We start from the raw sequence: 19,955 nt of genomic DNA, 5'->3' as shown, positions 1-19,955 counted from the left end.
AATAAGTTCCGTTAGGAATTGTTTGCTTCTTCACAGATAACGAACGCCTAGTATTCATCCTCCTTAATCTGTTCGGTCCTTCCTTGTCTTCTCGAGTAGACAAGTACTATGACCTCTGCTGACTTCTGATGATTCAGCTGTCCATCACTGGAAAGGTTACCAAGTGTACTTGGCTGTCATCAGACCTCCCCGGGTAAGAGTGCAATCTTTCCCTCCATCTATCTGCTTCATTTACTCTGTACCACCTTCGGCAGTAAGGACTTTGTTTTGTTTCGCAAACTCATCCAATGATACCTAGCCTTATATGAAGTTCGTGTTCCTCAGACCGGAGGTTTGCCGCTTGCTTCCTTCAGATTCCACGTCACCGTGGACACCCTTGCATTAAGCTAACCACTACTACTGCCTTCATGATTCGGGACTTCCACCCTATAGATTGCACCCATGCCGGGCGCACAAAAAAAGCTGCCTTAAAGACAGCTCCGATCTAGCTAAGGCACCTGTTGGTTTAAGAAAAAGGCGTTATAGGGTCCAATTGATAAGCAATCCTGCTTGTGCTAATCCACCACCGAAACCATATAATAAAATCTTCTCACCATTACTGAGCTTTCCTTCACTTACTCCTTTATCTAAAGCTAATGGTATTGATGCTGAGGAAGTATTTCCATACTCCACTAAGCTATATAATGTACGCTCAATTGGAAAACCACTTCTATCACATATTGACTCAATCATTCTTAAATTTGCACTATGCGGAACAAACCAATCAACATCATTCAAATGGAATTCAGTATTTTTCATCACAGTTTGCATTCCTTTTGGAACAGTAGTAACAGCCCATTTATAAACCTCACGTCCATTTTGTACAAGGTTACCACTATTATTTAAGTCTTCACCATTTATACGTGTCGATAGGTTTGTACTATATAAATGTTTTCCGCCTGCTCCTTCCGAATATAAATGTGAAGAAATAAAACTTGGTTGTTGTTCATCATATTCTACAAGAACTGCCCCTCCACCATCTCCAAATAAAATACAAGTGGCTCGGTCTTCATAGTCCATAATTTTAGATAGAGTATCAGCTCCAATAACAAGGACTTTCTTGTTTAAACCAGATGTTACTAATCCATTAGCTACATGCAACCCATAAGTAAATCCTGCACAAGCAGCGTTTAAATCAATAGCTCCAGTATTCTTAATACCTAGCTTTGCTTGGACTAAAGAAGCTACACTTGGTGTGTTGAAATCAGGTGAAAAGGTACAGACAATAATCATATCAACATCTTCGACCGATTTATCATACCGTTCCATTAAATCCTTTACAGCTTTATAACTTATATCACTAGTAAACTCTTCTTCATGTGATATTCTTCGTTCTTTAATTCCAGTACGTTTAACAATCCATTCATCATTGGTTTCAATCAATTTTTCTAAGTCTTTATTTGTTAACCTTTTTTCTGGAACATAAGAACCTATCGCAGTAATACGTGCTTTAGATTTAATCACAGAGTAACCACCTCGTTGTATGAATTATATCAATTTCACCACTTGATATTATTACCTGGTACTAATTATAAAGTAAAAAAAATCTTATGCAACTATCCTATCCCTTTAGTTGTATAAAGAAAAAGTTGCCTTAAAGACAGTTCCGATCTTCAGTAACATTTTAGTTAAAGAACAACGTATTATTTATAGAAAATATGAGATTACACCTATGAGACATCATAAGAGTAATGCTATTTTCGTTCAGTTTTGTTGCGACTCTCTAAATGAAATTTTATTTGCACCGTCTTCATCTGGATATTTATATTGGTAATTATCATCTTCCAAAAACAAATTCTGAGTCCAGTCCTTTCAATATCTTTTTAAAAAGTTTAACATTACATCCCAGTAATCCCCTTCCAAAGTCTATAATTACGTAAATCTTCTTGTTCAACAATCCTGCACCGTCAATGCCATAAGAAAAAGGCTGCCGAAGCAACCTTCCTTATTGAAGTAAAGCACCTGTTAGCTTAACAAGGTATGTATAGATTATTTTTCAACTTTAATATATGTTCATTCGAATAAAGGACGCATAAAGCTTCTCTCATAACTTAAAATACATTTAGTCTCTTCTGCAAATTTATATGCTTCTTGACATTCTGCATCCAATGCCATTTTTACTCGGTACTCTTCATATGCTGCTAAACTTGGGAAAGTGAATAATGCATAAGCAATATTATTAGCACCCTCATGTGGAAGGAAATAACCCTGATGTGTACCACCTAATTTATTAACTAATCGAATCCACATCTTACCGTATTCCTCGAACTCATTTAATTTATATGAGTCAATAACATATTTCAAATAGCATGTAACCATTTTACCCCCCCCCGAAAATCTATTTTTTTCCATCATAACATATAATTCGGATAACCTGCCCCGTTAGCCATCCATGCAGCGCAAAACCGGCGCTGCACCACAGAGAATGAAAATGAGGTTCGGGGTCAATAATGTTTAATGGCTGGCGAAGAAGGTCATTGAACTATGGTGCCTTTGAGCCCATCCGTTAGTCTGACTCCGACTATCACGGTGTACCACCGACTGTCGCGCCCTTTATGGGTAGCACTCATGGGAGATTAATCCTTTTTTTTTTGTCGCGCTAGCCTCTACTTAATTTGCTATGATTGGATATTTTTGTTTAACGATTTACCAACCTCAATCAGATCACTCATAAGGCTCAGCCTTTTTTTAAGAAGCGTTTTTACTGGGTCTATTTCGTTGTGATGTTTTCTGAATTTTGAGTCTTTTTAATTTTCATTGGAGTACAATTGGTTTCTTCATGTACTTCCACCTCTTTATCCTACTAGTAATTCAATCAAGCTCCACCCTCTTTCGAGGTGTAGCTTTTAAATAAAGTTTAATCAAAAATATCTCGCAAACCCACCTTTTACGATAAATAAAAAGAATCTACTTTGAAAAAAGTTTGATCAAAATAGATTCCTATCCAGAATATTTCAGTTTGATTTTTATAAAAAATTTTAATCAATTTCAGTGTATCTAAAGTTTATTCTGCCTTCTCGAATTGAATGTGCCAGCTTTCCATGACTTTCCCGGCCGGGCTGATCTCTGAAACAAGCCTGTGCTTCACCTGCGTGTGTTCAGTCCCGGATGGGTTGATGGACAGAAGCATTAGCTGAAATATTTGCCGTATTAGCCATCAGTGCGCCTACTGGATCATCCATTCTGCAAGATCGGACGGACCGGCCGGCTTCTTATTGTTGGCGGAGCCGTCGCGTGGACGAAGCATGCCGCCAACGAGACGGAGTCCCTGTTTCCTCGTCATGAATCGTCCGATCTGCGTACCTATATAATTCTGTGTTCCCGGAACGACATACAGCTTCCCGTCCTTCAATGCCCGAAGCGCAACTTCCACGACTCGCTCCGGTGTGTCTTTCTTACCGACGGCGGCTTCTTCCGCGCCTACTACGTTGAAGAAGCCGGTGTCCGTCGCTCCGGGACAAAGCGTGAAAAATTGGACGCCACTGTTGCGGTTCTCCCACCACAAGGCTTGGGTAAACGACAAGACGAAGGCTTTCGTTGCTCCGTATACGGCCATATAGGGAAGGGGCTGAAATCCGGCGGTCGATGCGACATTGATAACGGCCCCGGAGTTTCTACACAACATAGCCGGCAAGAACAAGTGCGTCATATCTACAACAGCGGCAACATTGAGCATGACTTCCTCATGCTGGCGCACGCCTGACATTTGTTCAAACAAACCATGCGTGGCAAAGCCTGCGTTGTTGACCAGCAGTTCGATCTCTAAATTCAGAAGTTGACATTGCCGATATAACTCGCCTGGCGCGCCCTCTTTGCCAAGATCGGTTGGAATCACCTCGACCTTGACGCCGTGCTTCTTTCTTAGCTCCGATGCCAGGTTCTCCAGCTTGTTTTTCGATCGGGCTACGAGTACAAGGTCGCCACCCTCTTTGGCCAATTGTCGGGCGAATTGCTCTCCGATGCCGGATGAAGCTCCCGTAACAAGCGCCCACTTTCCTTTTATGTTCATTGTGCAACTCTCCTATCTACTTTTTTATAATTAGGAAACAGTGTTACTTTGTCCTTAAAAATAATTCCTGACTCTCATAAGAGTCAAGAATGATAAGTTCCGGTAACGGTGTTTCCAATTGAAATCATTGTAACTAAGCTTTTTAAGAAAGTCAACATCGTTTTTTGAATCGTTGGTTTTTAGCATCCCTCGCAACATTGACAACAGTCCGACAATTATATTAAAATTCCTGTTAAGAGCTGGAAACATTGTTTCTTATCAAAAATGTATTAATTGAGGGTGATAGCGATGACAGAACAAAATAATTCCTTCGCTGCAAATACGAAAAAGTTGGAAACGTATCAGGAGGCTCGCTTGAAAAATATTGAAAATCTTCGAAAGCTCGTCGTCGATGCTGCGGCAACGATTTTGTACGATGAGGGTCCTGAAGCTGTGACGGTGCGTAAAGTTGCGCAGAAGATGAATTGCTCTACCAAAATCATATACAACCTGTTTGTCAATAAAGATGGACTGGCTCAGCAGCTTTATCTCGACGGCTGCAAGATTCTCGCCAACGAATTCGAGGGAACGCCGCGCGCTGACGATCCGATGCAGCAGCTGTTTAATTTAGGCGAAACCTTCTGGCAATTCGGACAGCGTTACTCCGGTTATTACAAGCTGATGTTCGGAGGAGCCTTCGCGGATTTCAAACCAGACGAGGAGAGCATACACGGCACCGTAACAGCTATGCAGCAGTTATTGACAGTAATTGGTGATGCGCAAGAGCAGGGACTGATTACCGGTCCGTATGACACGGAAACCGTCGTCCGTATCTTCTGGGCGTCGCTCCACGGTGTTATCCATCTTTACATGTGCGGACATTTTGGTGATGTGCAGTCGGCACATGCCGTTTACAAGCAAACGCTGTCTTTGGTTGTCGGTTCGTTATTTTCGAGTTGAGTCTTCTAGAGAAGAAAAAAAGCAACTTTGATAAATGAATAAATAGAAGGGCATGTTTTGAAAAAGATTAATCAAAACATGCCCTTCTACTTTAATTGGATTATCTTTTATAAAAAAGATTGAACATTTTTATGTTCCTTAATGAACAATCCTGCCCCTTCGTATTATAAGGTCAGCCAGATATTTCTGGTTGAACAATTGTTATATCGATATACGATAACGGTAGCTGGGGTAGAATGTTCCTGCCCGTGGGGCTTGGACCCCGTCCCTCCAGCCCTTACCTCACGATAAGTACCTTGCGCTTCCTTAGTGGTTGGTCGATGTGTACCCCCACAGTGGACTTTCACCACCTAGATAGTTGCCATGCCTGGCACACAAGAAAAAGCTGGCTTAAAGACAGCTCTGATCTTCAGCTAATGCACCCGTTAGTTCTATAAGAAAAGCGATTCTTATTAAAGAATCGCTCCCGTTACGGAAAATATGTAACTTCCTTTTATATGTTGATACAAAGATAGTAACTGAAAAATTATTGGTTTAAATCCATATATTATTTTCAGCAGTTAGTTTAAAATTAGTTTCACCAGTGTTGACTACACCTTTAGGCTCTACCAGCATTATATGGCATTCCTTTTCAGCATAAGGCTTATGCTCCACACCTTTTGGTATCACATACATTTCTCCTTTGGAAAGTTTAACCTCTCCATCGCGGAATGCGATGGACATCTCGCCGTCTATCACGATGAATGCCTCATCGGTGTCTTTATGATCGTGCCATACAAAATCCCCCAGAATCTTAACTAACTTAAACTGATAGTCATTCATTTCACCAATGACTTTGGGCGACCAGTGTTCACTGAATTTGGACAGTTTCTCGCTTAGATTAACAGCATTATAATTGATATATATCCCCCCAGAACTATTCTTACCCTTATTTTACAACTTTGATAGATTAATTACTATTTTGATTAAGATCTCAAAAGTTCTGCTGCTCTTCCACAAAATGGTCCAGTTGGTGATCAAAGATCAACCCCCAAGTGTAAAAAAACGCTATCCTTTCCTATGATTCTAGAGAAAGGAATAACGTTTTCTCATGTTACGGAGGATTTTGTTTTATTAGCTTAATACCATCTACCACCTTAATTCCAAAAAAGATTTTTAAAAGTAAGTTGGTTTTCTGAACCAGAAAGGTATATTAACTATAACAAAATTTACCTGGCTTTCCTTTTTGCCTACTTGCTAAATTCAGCAAGTAAAATATTTTTAAAAGGATCAGAACCACCATTAGTTTTATGGCCATTCAAATTGATGGCCAATGTATGCTTGCCTCCAAGTGTGCCTCCAGCAAAAGTAGAAAACCCCGGAACACCGCCTGCGTGTCCCCATATCGAGACGTGGTTTGGAAGTTTAGTTTCATAGATTCCAAGACCATATCCATCGATCCCTTCTATTCCAGTAGGAACTGTAGTAAGCATTTGTTTTAGTTGCTGTTCCTTCAGTAATTTGCCACTGAGTAAGTAAGAGAAAAATTTGTTTAAATCGTCAGCAGTAGAAATCAAATCTCCATCCGAGCTACCTGGGTTAGAATATGTAACGTCTTTTAGCTCACTTTCTCCGTCATATCTTTCATATCTTTCATATCCACGGGCATGCTTGGTGCCTGAAATAACCGTTGAATTGCCAGGCAGGAATGTATTCGACAATTCAAGCGGTTCAATAATCCGATTTTCAACCTCTTCCGCATAGCTGTTTCCAGTCACTTTTTCAATAAGGATGCCCAGTAATACGTATCCTGTGTTTGAATAAGACCAGCCCTTTCCTGGAGCAAAGTCTGGGGGAAGAGAAACCCCCATCTTTACGAATTCTTCAGCTGTATACGATTTTTTTGTATCCTTAATATCAAAGTCTTTTGACTTTATGTAGTCAGCGATACCACTTGTGTGATTCAATATCTGCCGGATAGTAATCTGGTTACTATCATATCCGTTTCCTTGAATGACACCAGGCAACCATTTTTCAATGGAGTCGTCTAGATTCAAGCGGTTCTCTCCAGCTAATTGAAGTAGCACTGTTGCAATGAACGTCTTCGTCACACTGCCAATGCGAAAGCGAAAATCTGTTTTCATTGGTTTCTTGGTGCTAAGATCCGCTATCCCAGCGGCATAACTCCACGTTTTTCCGCCCTTATGAATTTCAGCAAGTATCCCAGGGTATCCAAGTTGTAGTGTATCCCGCATTGCTTGCTTAACAGAAGTACGATCTCGTTGGGTACTTTTTTGTAACGAACTAGATACATTTTGAGTTGGCTCTGCTTTTACAATTGAGGTTGGTGTTGTGTTTAACAGAGAACTTCCAGTCATAAAAAGGACTAAACCTGTAGATGTAATTTGACAATGCTTTTTCATAAAGATATTCCTCTCCTTTATACTAGTCACACAGCTTTCATCGTAACCAAAGACAAAAGGGTTTATTTTCACAAACGCTATTGTGTCCTAACAAACGGTAAATTCCTCTTTTATCACATGTATGTTAACCCTAGAAATTACTTCATTTCCTTAAAACACTCTTGTTTGTTTTTCATAGATAGGTCATACCTGTTTCCCCTTTCACGCCTCTTTATATTTTTATCACACACAATGAAAATCTCCCTCCTCATTTATTGTTAATGCGTTAAATACCGCTCTTTGATTCTGAGTGTTTTTCTGTCACATACGGTAGTGTCAAAATGTCATGGTTTCTATGACATAGCTATTAATACAGCCGTATCCCACTCAATTTTTGTTGTTCTTTATAAATATGACAAAAGTTCACTATCGAATATGACTCGCCGCTTGCTACACTCTGTTCATACACTAACGAGCCGCTAACTCGTTGTGCTAACAAAAAATTTCAATCAAATAAAGGAGCGTACAAAAATGAAACAAGCAATTAACAAACTGGGGATCGTTGCAATTCTTCTTTCTTCTTCAACCATGATTTCTGCGTGTTCCCAACAATCGTTAGAAGCAGGAAAATCAAAACCATCGGCATCCACGGCTAATATCCAAATGACGAAAGGACCTAATAATAAAAAAGAAATAGAATCTTTTGCTGATCCGTTATTTGAAGAAAAAATGGAGAAGTACAATGTGAACGGTTCTAGTTTTGTCGTCGTTCATGATGGAAAGGTCGTTGTCAATAAAGGGTATGGATATGCCGATAAAGAAAAGAAAATCCCCGTCACTAAGGACACGGTCTTTCAAATCGGTTCAGTCACGAAAACTTTTACTGCTTTGGCTGTGATGCAGCAAGTCGATAAAGGAAAGCTTAAACTAGATCAAGACGTACAAAAATATTTTGGTGGATTACAATTACCTAATCAAACTGGTAAACCTCTTACCCTGTTTGATATGCTCACTTATACCAGCGGGGTGGATTTTCCCGATCTTACAAACATAACTGGACCTGAATATATTAATAATAGTATACCGATGAAAGAATTTTTCTCTAAACATATGCCAACTGTGGTACGGCCACCAGGAGAAGTTTATACGTATGACAACGTCGGATTTGCGCTCGCAGGGTTTGCAGTGGAGAATGCTACTAACACCCCTTTCTCGAAATATATGGAAAAGAATATTTTCAAACCATTAGATATGAAATCTACAAGCATGAGCTTTACGCCTGATCTTCTCGAAAAAATGGCTACACCTTATGGCCCCACTGGAGATTCGATTCCAACAAGTGGGAGCGGTTTAAGGGATACACCACAAGGAGGCATTTTATCTACTGCGGAAGACATGTCAAAATACATGATTATGCAACTACAGAAAGGAAAGTTTAAAGACAAAGAAATTGTAAGTAAAAAAAGCATGGATATGATGCATGCCTATCAAGTTTTTGATGATAAGACGATTCCTGTTGCGACAATTGGATTTGAAACGCCTTTTAATAAATTTGCTAACGGTCAACACGTTGTAATAAAAGGGGGAAGCATGCCTGGACATCAATCATTGCTGATTTTAGTGCCTGAACAAAAAACAGCATTCTTCATGTCTTACAATAATGATTCAATGATGAGTGTAGACATATATGAAACTCTCATGGATCACTATTTCCCTGCTAAGAAGAATGAAGTAAAAACAAGTTATCTCCCGTTAGAGGAAAAAGAAGCTCATAAATACTTGGGCTTATTCCAAAATACGCGTTTCGCTGCAATTCGCACTCATTTTACTTATGAAAATGGGAATTTGGTCATGGAGAGTGGAACAACTGGAAAACAAGTTCTCAAAATGATTCATCCGTTGTTATTTGAAGATTCGGAAGGCAACAATGTTGCTTTCAAAAAGAATTCAGCTGGAGAAATCACATATTTTCACTACAACTCTCCTAAAAGCCTTGATTTTGTAGCAGATGCCCAGAGAATTAACAACAAACCACCTTTTGATGACGTCCCACAAAAGAGTAACTATAGAAGTCACATTGATAATCTTCATGCTCTAAATATTATGGGTGCTAAAACAGGTAATCTATTCAAACCGATGGACATCATGACACAAGGAGAGTTTGCGGATACGTTGTTACTTGCTTATGGATGGAATGGTTTTCCAGACGACTCCAAGGAGGCAAGGGAAAAAGTTATGAAAGGAATTCCAGGGTATGACCGTGCTACTCCGATTACCCGACAGGTCGCAGCAACCATGATTCAAAACTTAAAGCAAATTCATGACTTGAAACCGATTCAACCTGACAAAGCTATTAAAGTTAAATTACTTGATGCTGCGGATGACTGGGCAATTCAATCGATTCAGGCACTTGCCTCCCAAGGAATTCTAGATCCTGATACTTCCATCAGTGCTGACGGATCCATTACCTTCCGTCCGAAGGATTTGTTACTGCGTCAAGAAGCAAGTGCTTTGCTGGATTTAGCTTTTGGCTATCATGCACTACCTAACAAACAGCAGTAGATATTTTATTCATAGATTGAATCATGAAAAAATTGGATGCTGATGAGAACCAACATCCAGCTAAAATAATACAAAAAATTCGACTTTGTAAGACCTTTATGAAAACTAAACGATTCTAAAGATAATGCGATACATCTTAAGTTTTTGCATTTAAAGAAGGAACCTATCATGAAATATGATAGGTTCCTATTTTGTTATATAGGGGGAATCCTACTTACCCATCAACTTAAGAAATTAATTGTTCGTTATGGGGGTAATTAAAAATCTTAGTTTGATGGCTATGGGGTATCGTCACATAGCCATCAAGCTAAGAAAATAAACCCTCCAAAAAAATGGAAATTTTAGTTACTAGCTAAACAAAACTCAGATTTTTTCACTTTGGGGGACATAAAAATATTAACTTGATGGGCATGTGACGTATCACTACTTTTTGATGGTCTTTGCTTACTGTACACTGTTCATGATATGGTAAAGGAAGGAGATGCCTCATTATGGGGGTTACCCGTAAGGTTAATCAGGCCACTAAAAAAAGAGCAAACCCTGTAATAGGTTTACCCTCAGTTATTAATTGAAATTAAATTTATAAGATACTAACATTGAAACTTGTTTTTTAAATGTTAACTCACGAAACTTAACTTTTTTGTTTCGGTATTCAGTTCCATAGAGTGAGCACAGGAACTAAACCAATAGGCTTGAAATAATATTTCTTCAGTGTTTATTGATTGCCTATATTCTGTATTATGTACATTAATGATTTGAATGAGTTTTTATGCTCTCCCCATCTTTTTTCGCCTAAATCAGTTCAAGGCTGAGTTTAAACCCCTCTTGTTTTATGTTGAATTAACTATGTTTATATTAATATACAGTTTACTAATTTTTTTATACCAGATATTTGTTTAGTCTATATCTCTTTATAATTTTGATTGATGTTGATTTAGTTCTCTGCCTTTGCTTTTGGTTTGGGTGAGTACTCAGAGCTGTAAATAGCAATTAAAATTAAAATGGCTCCTAACCATTCTATTCCTTGTACAAATTCCCTAAGGACAATAAAAGCAAATATAGTGGCAAATATAGGTTCGCTTAATTCTAAGAACTGAACTTTATTAGCTTCTAAATAGTTAAGGGCTCTCGTTGTACAGTAAAAGCCTCCTATAGTAGGAAAGATTGCTAATGCTACTAAGGATGGAACTGAACTTACTTCTGGTGCAACTATTCCTTCTCTACAGAAAGGAATAAACAAATAAAATACCCCAAATAACATGAAATACCAAATTAATGATAAACCGCCATTTAAAGAGAATTTTTTTGTTAACACTAAAAATAAACCATAACCAACACCTGCAACACCTGCAAGAATTGCTCCCGTTGAAAGACCTCCAGTAGCCCCCTGTGCAAATGCCATTATTATTAAGCCTATTATCAATAAGAATAATCCTACATACTTTAACTTGTTCTTTTTTTCCTTTAATAATAAAGAACTAAACACAAAAGTTGTTAAAACAGATGAACCTAGTAGAAGAAACACGACAAAAGGTACAACAGCATAGTTATAAGCAGTGGTTTCGAAAAAATATAAAACAAATATTCCTAAAAAGGAGCAAAGAGCAATAGCCTTAATATTTTTCGTTAATAGAATGATATTTTTTCTGAAATCAGAATTGAAAACAGTAAAAATGGAAAGGACACCAAAAGCAATAAAACATTTATAAAATGAGACAGCTGCTGGCGTTAAATCACTTGAAAATAAACCTTTGCTAAGTATTCCTACGGTACCATTTAAAATTGCTGCTCCTAAGGCTAAAAATATGCCTAGAGTGTATGTGTTTTTCATGCGCTTTTCCTTGATGCTTTTATAATAGGTAGTTTGTTATTCTTGATTAAATCGAAAATTAATGGTGGATTAGAGTTAGAAGAAATAAAAACCCCTCCCATTTTTTTATTTAGTTCTCTATACATTTTATCCTTCATCATAATTTTATGTGCTTTGGCAATATTCCAATAAGGAATACTAGCTTGAAGATGATGAGTCAAATGGTAATTTTCTGCATGAATACTTAGAAAGAAAGCTTCAATCCAATGACTATATCTATTACGGGTCATTTTAATACTCTTTTTATTATCTAATACTAATGGATAGTGCTCTGCTATTTCAATAAACCAGCCAATAACCATAAAAGACGTGAAATACGGAATAATCCAATAAAGAAGGAGATATTTTAAAGAGTCAAAGTATGCTAGTACACCAATTATTGTAATCCACATTACTGCCATAGCAGTAAATTGCTTAGGATATTGTTTTAATTGTAACATTCTGTATTTAAAAACGTAATAAGCGTAGCTCAGAATGTTTAATAAAAATAAGGGTCTTAATACATATTTAATGAGAAAATGATTGCTATTTCGTAACTTATACAACCCTGCATCTATATGGTATTGATAATCAGGATCTTTATTTGGATCTCCTAAATGGGTGTGATGTCCTTTAACATGGGAATCTTTATATATATTAAATTCTTGTCCAATCAGATAGCCTGAAAAGTACGTTCCTAATATGTAATTCAGCTTTCGGCTTTTAGACAAACATAGATGTGAAGCATCATGAAGTATTGTTGCTAAAGCTCTTTGTCTAGATCCAATTATAAATACAGATAGTAAATAAAACCATATACTGTATTCTCCTAAAAATATAGATAATCCAATTATAAAGTAGTCATACAAGATTCCGATTATTCCTCTGTAGTTATTTGACTTATACAATGGTCTTAATTTTTCTCTCACTTCACTAGAAAAATTGTGGTATTCATAACTTGCCAATATATAGCCTCCCCTAATAATTTTTCACAGATCCACTTAAAGCGTTGTTAAGCGCGCTCTCATACATTCTCTCTAGCAAGAACGTATCTTTAATTTACAATAGGAACTACATGAACATACAGAAAAAGACAGAAAAACATATTTTTTCATATATTATATTAAATTTACAAATATAGATAAATTTTCACACGCGGTATAATCTCATATTTAATATGAATATGTGCAATAGAAGAGATGGTGTTTGTTAAACGGGTGCTTTACAGGAGGGATGCTGAGGTATGGCACTAAAGGGTTTTACTGGGAACATATAAAAGTATATTAAATAAAAGAGGTTGATTTGAATGACTAAGATTTTATTAACTTTTAATGGATTTTTTACAGATTTAATTAAGTAACAATTTTTGCCAACTAATTGATAGAGATTTAGTAAGCTAAAAGCAACAATTATTACTACAGCTTCTCATAAAAAAACAAAATAATAGATTCGCAATGAAAGCAAAAGAAGACCTTTTAGGGTATGGATTTAAGAAGGTTGATTTTAATGATATAGAATTCGACAAACCAGAACTACTTGAGAAATATAATGTAATCTATTTCAACAGAGGAAATCCGTTTTATTTGCAGTATAATATGAAAAAAAGTGGAGCTGACTTATGACATAATATTAAAGGACATAGCAAAACAAAACACTGTCATTGTAGGGGTAAGTGCTGGAGAAGCTTTAGTAAACAACCATACTAAAAAATCTAGTTTTAACATCAAATGATATAGAAAGTTCATACAAAAGTTGTTGACTCTTCGGAAGAAAAAGAATCCTAAAGGATTGAACTGTGCCCTTCAAAATGGACAGTCTTAAAAAAAGACCTATAAATTAAGCAGCTAATAGTTGACTCCCGTATTGTGCGGGAGTCATTCTATTTAGGCTCCATTGGTAACGATTTGTATTGTAATCTTCCATATATTCTTCAATTAATTGGTGTAACTCATCAAAAGTTTGACACTCCAAATAATCCACTTCATCTTTAAAATGGCCAAAGAATGATTCCATAGGGGCATTGTCCCAACAGTTTCCCTTTCGGGACATGGATTGTTTCAGCCCTAGTTCTTTCACTCGGCGCTGGAACTCAGGGTGTGTATAATGAACGCCTTGGTCTGAATGAATGATCGCTTCAGGATGAATCAGATCATTTAGGGAATCAGAGAGCTTCTCCAATGTGTGATAGACAATCCCCATCTTGAGACTTCTAGATAAGTGAAAAGCGATGATTTCTCGTGTAACAGCATCTTTGACACAAGAAAGATAAGCTGGTTGTCCAGAACCATAATAAACGTAAGTAATATCTGTAAGGAGAATTTTCCTCGGTTCTCCTTGGTTAAAATTCCTGTTTAAGTGGTTTGGAACGGCCTTATGCTCATGAGTGGCTTTCGCTAATTTCTTATAAGGTTTCGCTTGACGAATTATGGCTTTAAGATTGAATTTATGCATAAGCCTTCGAATCTTTTTATGGTTCATCGTGACAAAATACTTATTCTCTAAAATCATTTTGATGGTGAGGGCACCTGCTTTTTTCTTCTTGGCCTCAAATACTTCCTTAATAAGTTCATAATCCTGCGAATCTTTCTTCTCGTGAGTCAATCGAATCCTTTCAGCATGTATCCAAGCATAATATCCACTACGACTGACTTCGGCCATTTCACAAAAATAACGGACCATATTGGTAAGATTATATTGGCGAATGATTTGTTCAATTAACGTGAATTTTTCACTCGTTGTCATTTTCTCTTCTTCGAAGCCTGCCTTTCGAGTTCGTCTAACTTTTTTAGAAATTCAAGTTCAGCCTCTAAATATTTAATACGAGCTTCAGCCTTTTTTAACTGATCTTCCTGCGAATACTCCTTGGATTTTGGTCTTCCTGGACTTCCTTTCCCACGTCGCTCTGTATAGAAGCCATCCTCGCCATATTGTTCAAACGTTTTTCTCCAACGTTTTAAGCAGCCTTTTGGTTTATCCGATCCAATCATCTCTAACTCAAAGCCATGTTCAATAAAGATTTGGGTAGGTGATTTACCAGCTTGATTCTCTTTAATAGCCTTTACCTTAAAGTCTGGATGATAAGCAATCGAACGATCTGAAACCTGTTTCACATGTGGATTATTCTCTAATTCCTTTATTTGAAATTCATTAAAATAAATCTTACTCATTTTGATTTCCTCCGCCCTATATCTGAAATGATTATAAACGGGGTTCTAGAAAAAGGACATAGAAAACCCCGAATAAGGGACTTTTTTTACTGTGTCCATAATTCGGGGTATAGTTCAGATATATAGGATTCTTTTTACAGGTCTAATATATTAAATGTATATTCATCCTATGGCTATACCAAAAAATTATCCTATCGTTTTAATTACTCTACAGGGATTGCCCACCGCAATAACATTAGCTGGAATATCTTTTGTCACAACACTTCCTGAACCAATAATACTATTTTCACCAATAGAAACCCCCATATTGATTACTGTATTTCCTCCAACCCAAACGTTGTTAGCAATATTAACAGGTGCAGCTATCTCGAAACCTTCTTTTCTAGCTTGTGGATCAGTTGCATGATTTACAGACGCACTCCATTTGGTGAGATCGTTACAGATAAGCACGGTTCTATAAACGTACCTGGCGTATTTGCTGCAGGCGACTGTACAAATAACCCATACAAACAAATCATTATTTCAATGGGATCAGGAGCAAACGCATCTCTTGGCGCATTTGATTACCTAATCCGAAATTAATAAACTGAAATGATAAATTGGTTTACTCTGCTAACTTCTTCGTTAACTCGCAGTATAAACAATTCAATATCTTTCAATTTCCAAAAGTCGCTATACTATCGGCAGGTAGTATAGCGACTTTGTTATCTTCGGGGTAGCGTCAGGTTATAAATAAAAGCTAATCGCAAACCTAACTGAAAGTGAAAACATACCTTTTACCAGACAAAAACACTACTTTTTTAAATAATGTGATGCTGAGAAACGCTCTACAGCGAAATTTCATTTTGGCTTACATTTACCTATTTGATTTAAAATACAGAAGGTCATAAATTCTTGCCTAAAGGCAGAGGTAGGGTTAACCCACCTAATTCTATTTTAATCCAATCAAAGTTAACGATCGTTAAGCCGAGTAATAGCATGATAAGGACTTGCCGGAGCAGCCGTTTTAAGGTTTTCAGATTTAATTCAAATTTCATCCTACTAAAAGTTTGGTCACAGTAATGAGTAGCATTCTCGCTATTTTTATTACAGTCGCCTCGATTTTTATTGTTTTAGAATATGTGCAGAAGCTAAAGTTTGCTAAATATCAATCAAGTAGCGTTAAACTATATCTAGCACGTGCTGGTGTAGGTACAGTCCTCGCTTTTGTATTGTCAGCCACATTGTATTTTCTTTTGAGTTTAAGTTTGGAATACTTCTTCTAAAGAATTACTTAGGACCTGATTCAGGAGAAATCACGATATAATAGTTAATTCTGTGTATGAAGGTGCCACGAAAGTAAAAAGATAACCTTATATTCTAAACCCACGTCACCATGAGGTGGGTTTTTTGCTGATTCCTGTGCCTGTATTAAGTTTTCCCTCTCTAGTATCTGTTCCATTAACATCGTTGATATCCTTTCTACGTGGATAAATAGTCTATTTGTGCCTTTATCTGCTCCACCCTTTTGAAGTTCCCCGTGTATTCACCACTTCTTCCTTCAAATAAGTTCCGTTAGGAATTGTTTGCTTCTTCACAGATAACGAACGCCTAGTATTCATCCTCCTTAATCTGTTCGGTCCTTCCTTGTCTTCTCGAGTAGACAAGTACTATGACCTCTGCTGACTTCTGATGATTCAGCTGTCCATCACTGGAAAGGTTACCAAGTGTACTTGGCTGTCATCAGACCTCCCCGGGTAAGAGTGCAATCTTTCCCTCCATCTATCTGCTTCATTTACTCTGTACCACCTTCGGCAGTAAGGACTTTGTTTTGTTTCGCAAACTCATCCAATGATACCTAGCCTTATATGAAGTTCGTGTTCCTCAGACCGGAGGTTTGCCGCTTGCTTCCTTCAGATTCCACGTCACCGTGGACACCCTTGCATTAAGCTAACCACTACTACTGCCTTCATGATTCGGGACTTCCACCCTATAGATTGCACCCATGCCGGGCGCACGAAAAAGCTGCCTTAAAGACAGCTTCGTTCTTGAGCTAAGCACCCGTTAGTTCTTTAAGGCATAAGTTTATTATTTGTGATTTTTTAATATTCGAACCTCTTCTTCTGGTAAGGTGTGCTAAAAAAGCATACTATTAAAAAATAGCATATACACTTACAGTAAATGGTCCAGAAGCATTACTAGGATTTGCAATATAAAGTGATCTTTTTGATACTACATTTGTTCGATTTCCACTTAGTACACCAGTAAAATGAACTGGATCTACTGCTGCAGATTTGTCTTCCATTACATTGAAACTTATAAAGTCTGGATCTCCTCCCCCTTCGATTTCCCATCTTAAATATTTTGTTCCTGATGGAAGACTTTCAGTGCTAAAATTTCCACTTGAACGATTTTTCTGCCCTTCTAAAGGTCCCGGTTGTGATAATACAGTTGCTACTAATTGTTGTGCTTTTGTTTCAATTTTTATTCCCTTTTTCTTAATTGATTCATAGTTTAACGGATCAAATGCTATGTCTTCCTTAATCGCCACATCATGTGAGCTAACACCATTAAATTCAATTAAAGTTTGTTCTGTATCACCTATCATAGTTTTTAATGTAAATCTTGTGTTAGAGTCTTTAGCTTCCGCCCAAGTACCTCCCCAAAATGAAACATCACCACGCCAGTATTTGCGTCCAATATCAAATGTCATAGCTCTTCTTCTTTCCCCGTTCACATACATCGTAAATGTAGTTTGATCACTTAAAGGTACTGAAAAATTTATTGCAATGTATCCTCCACTATATACATAGGCACTACTTACTGTTGGAACATCTTGTGCTAAAACTATGTTATCGAACCTTGCTTCCCCACCACTACAGTGTAAAGTAAGTTTAAGTGAAGTATCATTTGAGCCAGCTTTAAAGATAATTTCTCTGGATTCCATTTGATTATTTTCATAATGCTCATCAAATAAATTTCCTGTATCATTTGTACCTACTGTCACATTTGATTTCCCGCCTACATAAAGAGCTTGTGTATTGAAACTTAGTGTATAAGTTTTATTTGGCGTAATTGTGACTTCCTGAGAGATTCGTCCTAATGAACTAAGCCTTAAAAATTTATTTGCACCCGAATTAATAATCTGTTCTCCTGATGGACCTTCTACTTGCCACTCTGTAAAGTTTTGTTCGAAATCACCATTCATAATTAAATTTTCATTATCCATTTTTACAATATTTTTCATTACGTATCCCCCTTTAAAAAATATTAAACAGCATACCTAAAATACCATTTTATGTAATTAATTAAAAGCTATTATTGTAAAATTAGGTAAAATATCACTTTAGTAGGTGGTTATGTACGGAACCTAAATCAAAAAACGAATTTAATAATTTAAGGCCATTAGGAGACAAAAACCCATAAAAAAGCAGTAAATTGATAAACCGGTTCCTTAAGGTACAGGGAACCGGTTAGAATGTGTCCAAATTGCCTAAACGTACAATTTTCTTTTTTTGATTTCTAATGGAACTATCCTGCCCCGATAATTCCATAAGAAAATGGAGCTGTTTCCAGCCCCATATAGAAGTAGTCGAGTAGAAAGGAGCCTTCCTACCTTACGGTAAATTGTACTCCTCCCCCTCACAGAACCGTGCTTGCGCTATTAACGCACACGGCTCCTCCTAGTCATCGTTTACAGAAGGTAGCTAATCTCTTTTCTTAGTTCATAGATATTCACTTTGATTCTTGGTGAAGGCAGTGGATATTTACGGAGAAAGAGATTAAATTTATCCCATGTAAAGGACTTTCTTTGGCTTCTTCTGTTTAGCCATTTAAATAGTAAGTATTCGAGTCTCTCTTTGAAGCTGTTAACCATTTGTATGTTATCGGTCATACAATAATAGTTGTAATAACCTATGAGTGAGCGTTTAAATCTATCCATGATCGTATGAATATCTTTATTTCTATTAATCTTCAGCCATTCTTTAGATTCTTTTAGTTTACCTTGGACTTTCTTATTACTAGATTTCCGTTTCACTCGAAATTTCCCTTGTTTGCTTTTCCCGCAATAGTGAGTAAACCCTAGGAAATCAAAGGTATCCGGTTTATTACTCCCATCTCGCTTTGCATTATTTTCTGCAAACCTCCCAAAGGGTATAATTTTCGTTTTATCCTCGGCTATCTCTAAGTTAAACTTCTTCAATCTAAGCTTTACTGAATGGAAGAATTGCTGAGCTTCACTTTTATGTTGAAAACAACAAACAAAGTCATCTGCATATCTTACTATGTAGGCCTGCCCTTTACATTGTTTCCTAACCACTTTCTCAAACCATAAGTCGAGAACGTAATGGAGATATACATTCGCTAATATCGGAGATATTACTCCACCTTGCGGTGTACCGTTATCTGTTTTGTACTTCTTACCTTCCTCCATGTATCCACCTTTAAGAAACCTGCTGATTATTCTCTGTAGGTTAGGGTCGGAGACTCGGAGGTTCAAGAACTCCATCATCCACTTGTGGTCAACGTTGTCAAAGAAACCCTTGATATCTACATCCACTACATAACTTACTGATTTCTTTTCAATATAATGGTTTAGTATTTTCAGCGCATCATGGCAATTTCTATTAGGACGGAAACCAAATGAACAATCTAGGAAGTCATTTTCATAGATAGTATTTAGTATTTTTGTAATGCCTTTTTGTACAATTTTATCCTCATGTTCCGGTATCCCCAAAGGCCTTTTCTTGGTAGAATTGAGTTTTGGGATATACATCCTTCTTACTGGAACAGGGCGATAACTTTTGCTTTTAAGCCTACTTACTAAATCCTTTATATTTTCTTCCAAGTTTTCGCTGTATTGTTCTTTAGTCGTTCCGTTAACACCAGTCGCCTTTTTATTAGGTAGTTCATGATGACACTGTGTTAGCGATTGCTCATTTAATAAATGCGCAAGAGATGTAAATTTCATTTTAGGCTCGGATTTTGCTAATTCTGCTATCCTTAGTAGTTTTGTTTCCATTTATAAT

General features: G+C 37.1%; 14 protein-coding genes and 2 pseudogenes. 4 read left to right on the top strand and 12 right to left on the bottom strand.

Going from position 1 to position 19,955, the window contains the following annotated elements; translation table 11 throughout:
* Nucleotides 1-519: 519 nt before the first annotated feature.
* The 3 genes from UP17_RS03180 to UP17_RS03170 form a co-directional block, all read right to left on the bottom strand.
* The gene (locus tag UP17_RS03180; protein WP_061461621.1) at nucleotides 520-1,503 is read right to left on the bottom strand and encodes a ketoacyl-ACP synthase III; all 984 of its coding nucleotides are present in this window, start codon (nucleotides 1,501-1,503) and stop codon (nucleotides 520-522) included.
* A gap of 549 nt (nucleotides 1,504-2,052) precedes the next feature.
* On the bottom strand, nucleotides 2,053-2,358 hold the full coding sequence (locus UP17_RS03175) for an NIPSNAP family protein (RefSeq protein WP_061461620.1): 306 nt from the start codon (nucleotides 2,356-2,358) through the stop codon (nucleotides 2,053-2,055).
* A gap of 847 nt (nucleotides 2,359-3,205) precedes the next feature.
* The gene (locus tag UP17_RS03170) at nucleotides 3,206-4,048 is read right to left on the bottom strand and encodes an SDR family NAD(P)-dependent oxidoreductase (RefSeq protein WP_061461619.1); all 843 of its coding nucleotides are present in this window, start codon (nucleotides 4,046-4,048) and stop codon (nucleotides 3,206-3,208) included.
* 288 nt (nucleotides 4,049-4,336) lie between these two features.
* Between UP17_RS03170 and UP17_RS03165 the strand changes: the two genes are divergently transcribed.
* Complete coding sequence (locus UP17_RS03165) at nucleotides 4,337-4,987, top strand: TetR/AcrR family transcriptional regulator (protein WP_061461618.1); 651 nt, start codon at nucleotides 4,337-4,339, stop codon at nucleotides 4,985-4,987.
* Between the two features lie 534 nt (nucleotides 4,988-5,521).
* On the opposite strand, the gene UP17_RS03160 is transcribed toward UP17_RS03165, so the two are convergent.
* Together UP17_RS03160 and UP17_RS03155 are read right to left on the bottom strand one after the other, a co-directional pair.
* Complete coding sequence (locus UP17_RS03160; protein ID WP_061461617.1) at nucleotides 5,522-5,887, bottom strand: cupin domain-containing protein; 366 nt, start codon at nucleotides 5,885-5,887, stop codon at nucleotides 5,522-5,524.
* Nucleotides 5,888-6,216: 329 nt separating this feature from the next.
* Nucleotides 6,217-7,389, bottom strand: a complete 1,173-nt coding sequence (locus tag UP17_RS03155; RefSeq protein WP_061461616.1) for a serine hydrolase domain-containing protein — start codon at nucleotides 7,387-7,389, stop codon at nucleotides 6,217-6,219.
* 510 nt (nucleotides 7,390-7,899) lie between these two features.
* Here UP17_RS03155 and UP17_RS03150 point away from each other — a divergent pair.
* Complete coding sequence (locus UP17_RS03150; RefSeq protein WP_061461615.1) at nucleotides 7,900-9,930, top strand: serine hydrolase domain-containing protein; 2,031 nt, start codon at nucleotides 7,900-7,902, stop codon at nucleotides 9,928-9,930.
* A 934-nt stretch (nucleotides 9,931-10,864) separates the two neighbouring features.
* On the opposite strand, the gene UP17_RS03145 is transcribed toward UP17_RS03150, so the two are convergent.
* On the bottom strand, nucleotides 10,865-11,761 hold the full coding sequence (locus UP17_RS03145) for a DMT family transporter (protein ID WP_061461614.1): 897 nt from the start codon (nucleotides 11,759-11,761) through the stop codon (nucleotides 10,865-10,867).
* Entirely contained in the window at nucleotides 11,758-12,744 is a 987-nt protein-coding gene (gntB, locus tag UP17_RS03140; protein ID WP_061461613.1) for a guanitoxin biosynthesis L-arginine gamma (S) hydroxylase, read from the bottom strand. The genes UP17_RS03145 and gntB overlap by 4 nt, the downstream gene beginning before the upstream one ends.
* Before the next feature lie 489 nt (nucleotides 12,745-13,233).
* Between gntB and UP17_RS27270 the strand changes: the two genes are divergently transcribed.
* The gene (locus tag UP17_RS27270) at nucleotides 13,234-13,401 is read left to right on the top strand and encodes a hypothetical protein (RefSeq protein WP_155727196.1); all 168 of its coding nucleotides are present in this window, start codon (nucleotides 13,234-13,236) and stop codon (nucleotides 13,399-13,401) included.
* A 214-nt stretch (nucleotides 13,402-13,615) separates the two neighbouring features.
* Here the strand turns inward: UP17_RS27270 and UP17_RS25995 are convergent.
* Together UP17_RS25995 and UP17_RS29140 are read right to left on the bottom strand one after the other, a co-directional pair.
* A protein-coding gene (locus tag UP17_RS25995; RefSeq protein ID WP_155727194.1) for an IS3 family transposase occupies nucleotides 13,616-14,946 on the bottom strand; the annotation gives its coding sequence in 2 pieces (ribosomal slippage) (nucleotides 13,616-14,559 and nucleotides 14,559-14,946; 1,332 coding nt in all).
* A 186-nt stretch (nucleotides 14,947-15,132) separates the two neighbouring features.
* The gene (locus tag UP17_RS29140; protein WP_284149556.1) at nucleotides 15,133-15,396 is read right to left on the bottom strand and encodes a DapH/DapD/GlmU-related protein; all 264 of its coding nucleotides are present in this window, start codon (nucleotides 15,394-15,396) and stop codon (nucleotides 15,133-15,135) included.
* Here UP17_RS29140 and UP17_RS28565 point away from each other — a divergent pair.
* Nucleotides 15,373-15,528 (top strand): annotated as a pseudogene (locus UP17_RS28565) (FAD-dependent oxidoreductase); the annotation flags it as partial. The gene UP17_RS29140 and the pseudogene UP17_RS28565 sit on opposite strands and share 24 nt — an antisense overlap.
* A gap of 1,549 nt (nucleotides 15,529-17,077) precedes the next feature.
* On the opposite strand, the gene UP17_RS28560 reads toward UP17_RS28565, so the two are convergent.
* From UP17_RS28560 to ltrA, 3 genes and pseudogenes are all read right to left on the bottom strand, one after another.
* On the bottom strand, nucleotides 17,078-17,407 hold the full coding sequence (locus UP17_RS28560) for a hypothetical protein (RefSeq protein ID WP_061465956.1): 330 nt from the start codon (nucleotides 17,405-17,407) through the stop codon (nucleotides 17,078-17,080).
* A 411-nt stretch (nucleotides 17,408-17,818) separates the two neighbouring features.
* Nucleotides 17,819-18,133, bottom strand: a pseudogene (locus UP17_RS28555) (DUF642 domain-containing protein); the annotation flags it as partial.
* A gap of 486 nt (nucleotides 18,134-18,619) precedes the next feature.
* Nucleotides 18,620-19,948 (bottom strand): group II intron reverse transcriptase/maturase, encoded by a 1,329-nt coding sequence (gene ltrA / locus UP17_RS03115; protein WP_061461610.1) that lies wholly within the window; start codon nucleotides 19,946-19,948, stop codon nucleotides 18,620-18,622.
* Nucleotides 19,949-19,955 lie beyond the last annotated feature (7 nt).

Origin of the sequence: Peribacillus simplex (genome assembly GCF_001578185.1) — a bacterium.
GTDB classification, from domain to species: Bacteria; Bacillota; Bacilli; order Bacillales; family DSM-1321; genus Peribacillus; species Peribacillus simplex_A.
The sequence above is the reverse complement of the archived record's forward strand: the minus strand, read 5'-3'. Positions and strand labels throughout refer to the sequence as shown.

Coding starts and splice junctions, on each gene's coding strand:
- UP17_RS03175 (WP_061461620.1), bottom strand. CDS start 2,358: ATGGTTACATGCTATTTGAAATATGTTATTGACTCATATAAATTAAAT.
- UP17_RS03170 (WP_061461619.1), bottom strand. CDS start 4,048: ATGAACATAAAAGGAAAGTGGGCGCTTGTTACGGGAGCTTCATCCGGC.
- UP17_RS03165 (WP_061461618.1), top strand. CDS start 4,337: ATGACAGAACAAAATAATTCCTTCGCTGCAAATACGAAAAAGTTGGAA.
- UP17_RS03155 (WP_061461616.1), bottom strand. CDS start 7,389: ATGAAAAAGCATTGTCAAATTACATCTACAGGTTTAGTCCTTTTTATG.
- UP17_RS03150 (WP_061461615.1), top strand. CDS start 7,900: ATGAAACAAGCAATTAACAAACTGGGGATCGTTGCAATTCTTCTTTCT.
- UP17_RS03145 (WP_061461614.1), bottom strand. CDS start 11,761: ATGAAAAACACATACACTCTAGGCATATTTTTAGCCTTAGGAGCAGCA.
- UP17_RS27270 (WP_155727196.1), top strand. CDS start 13,234: ATGAAAGCAAAAGAAGACCTTTTAGGGTATGGATTTAAGAAGGTTGAT.
- ltrA (WP_061461610.1), bottom strand. CDS start 19,948: ATGGAAACAAAACTACTAAGGATAGCAGAATTAGCAAAATCCGAGCCT.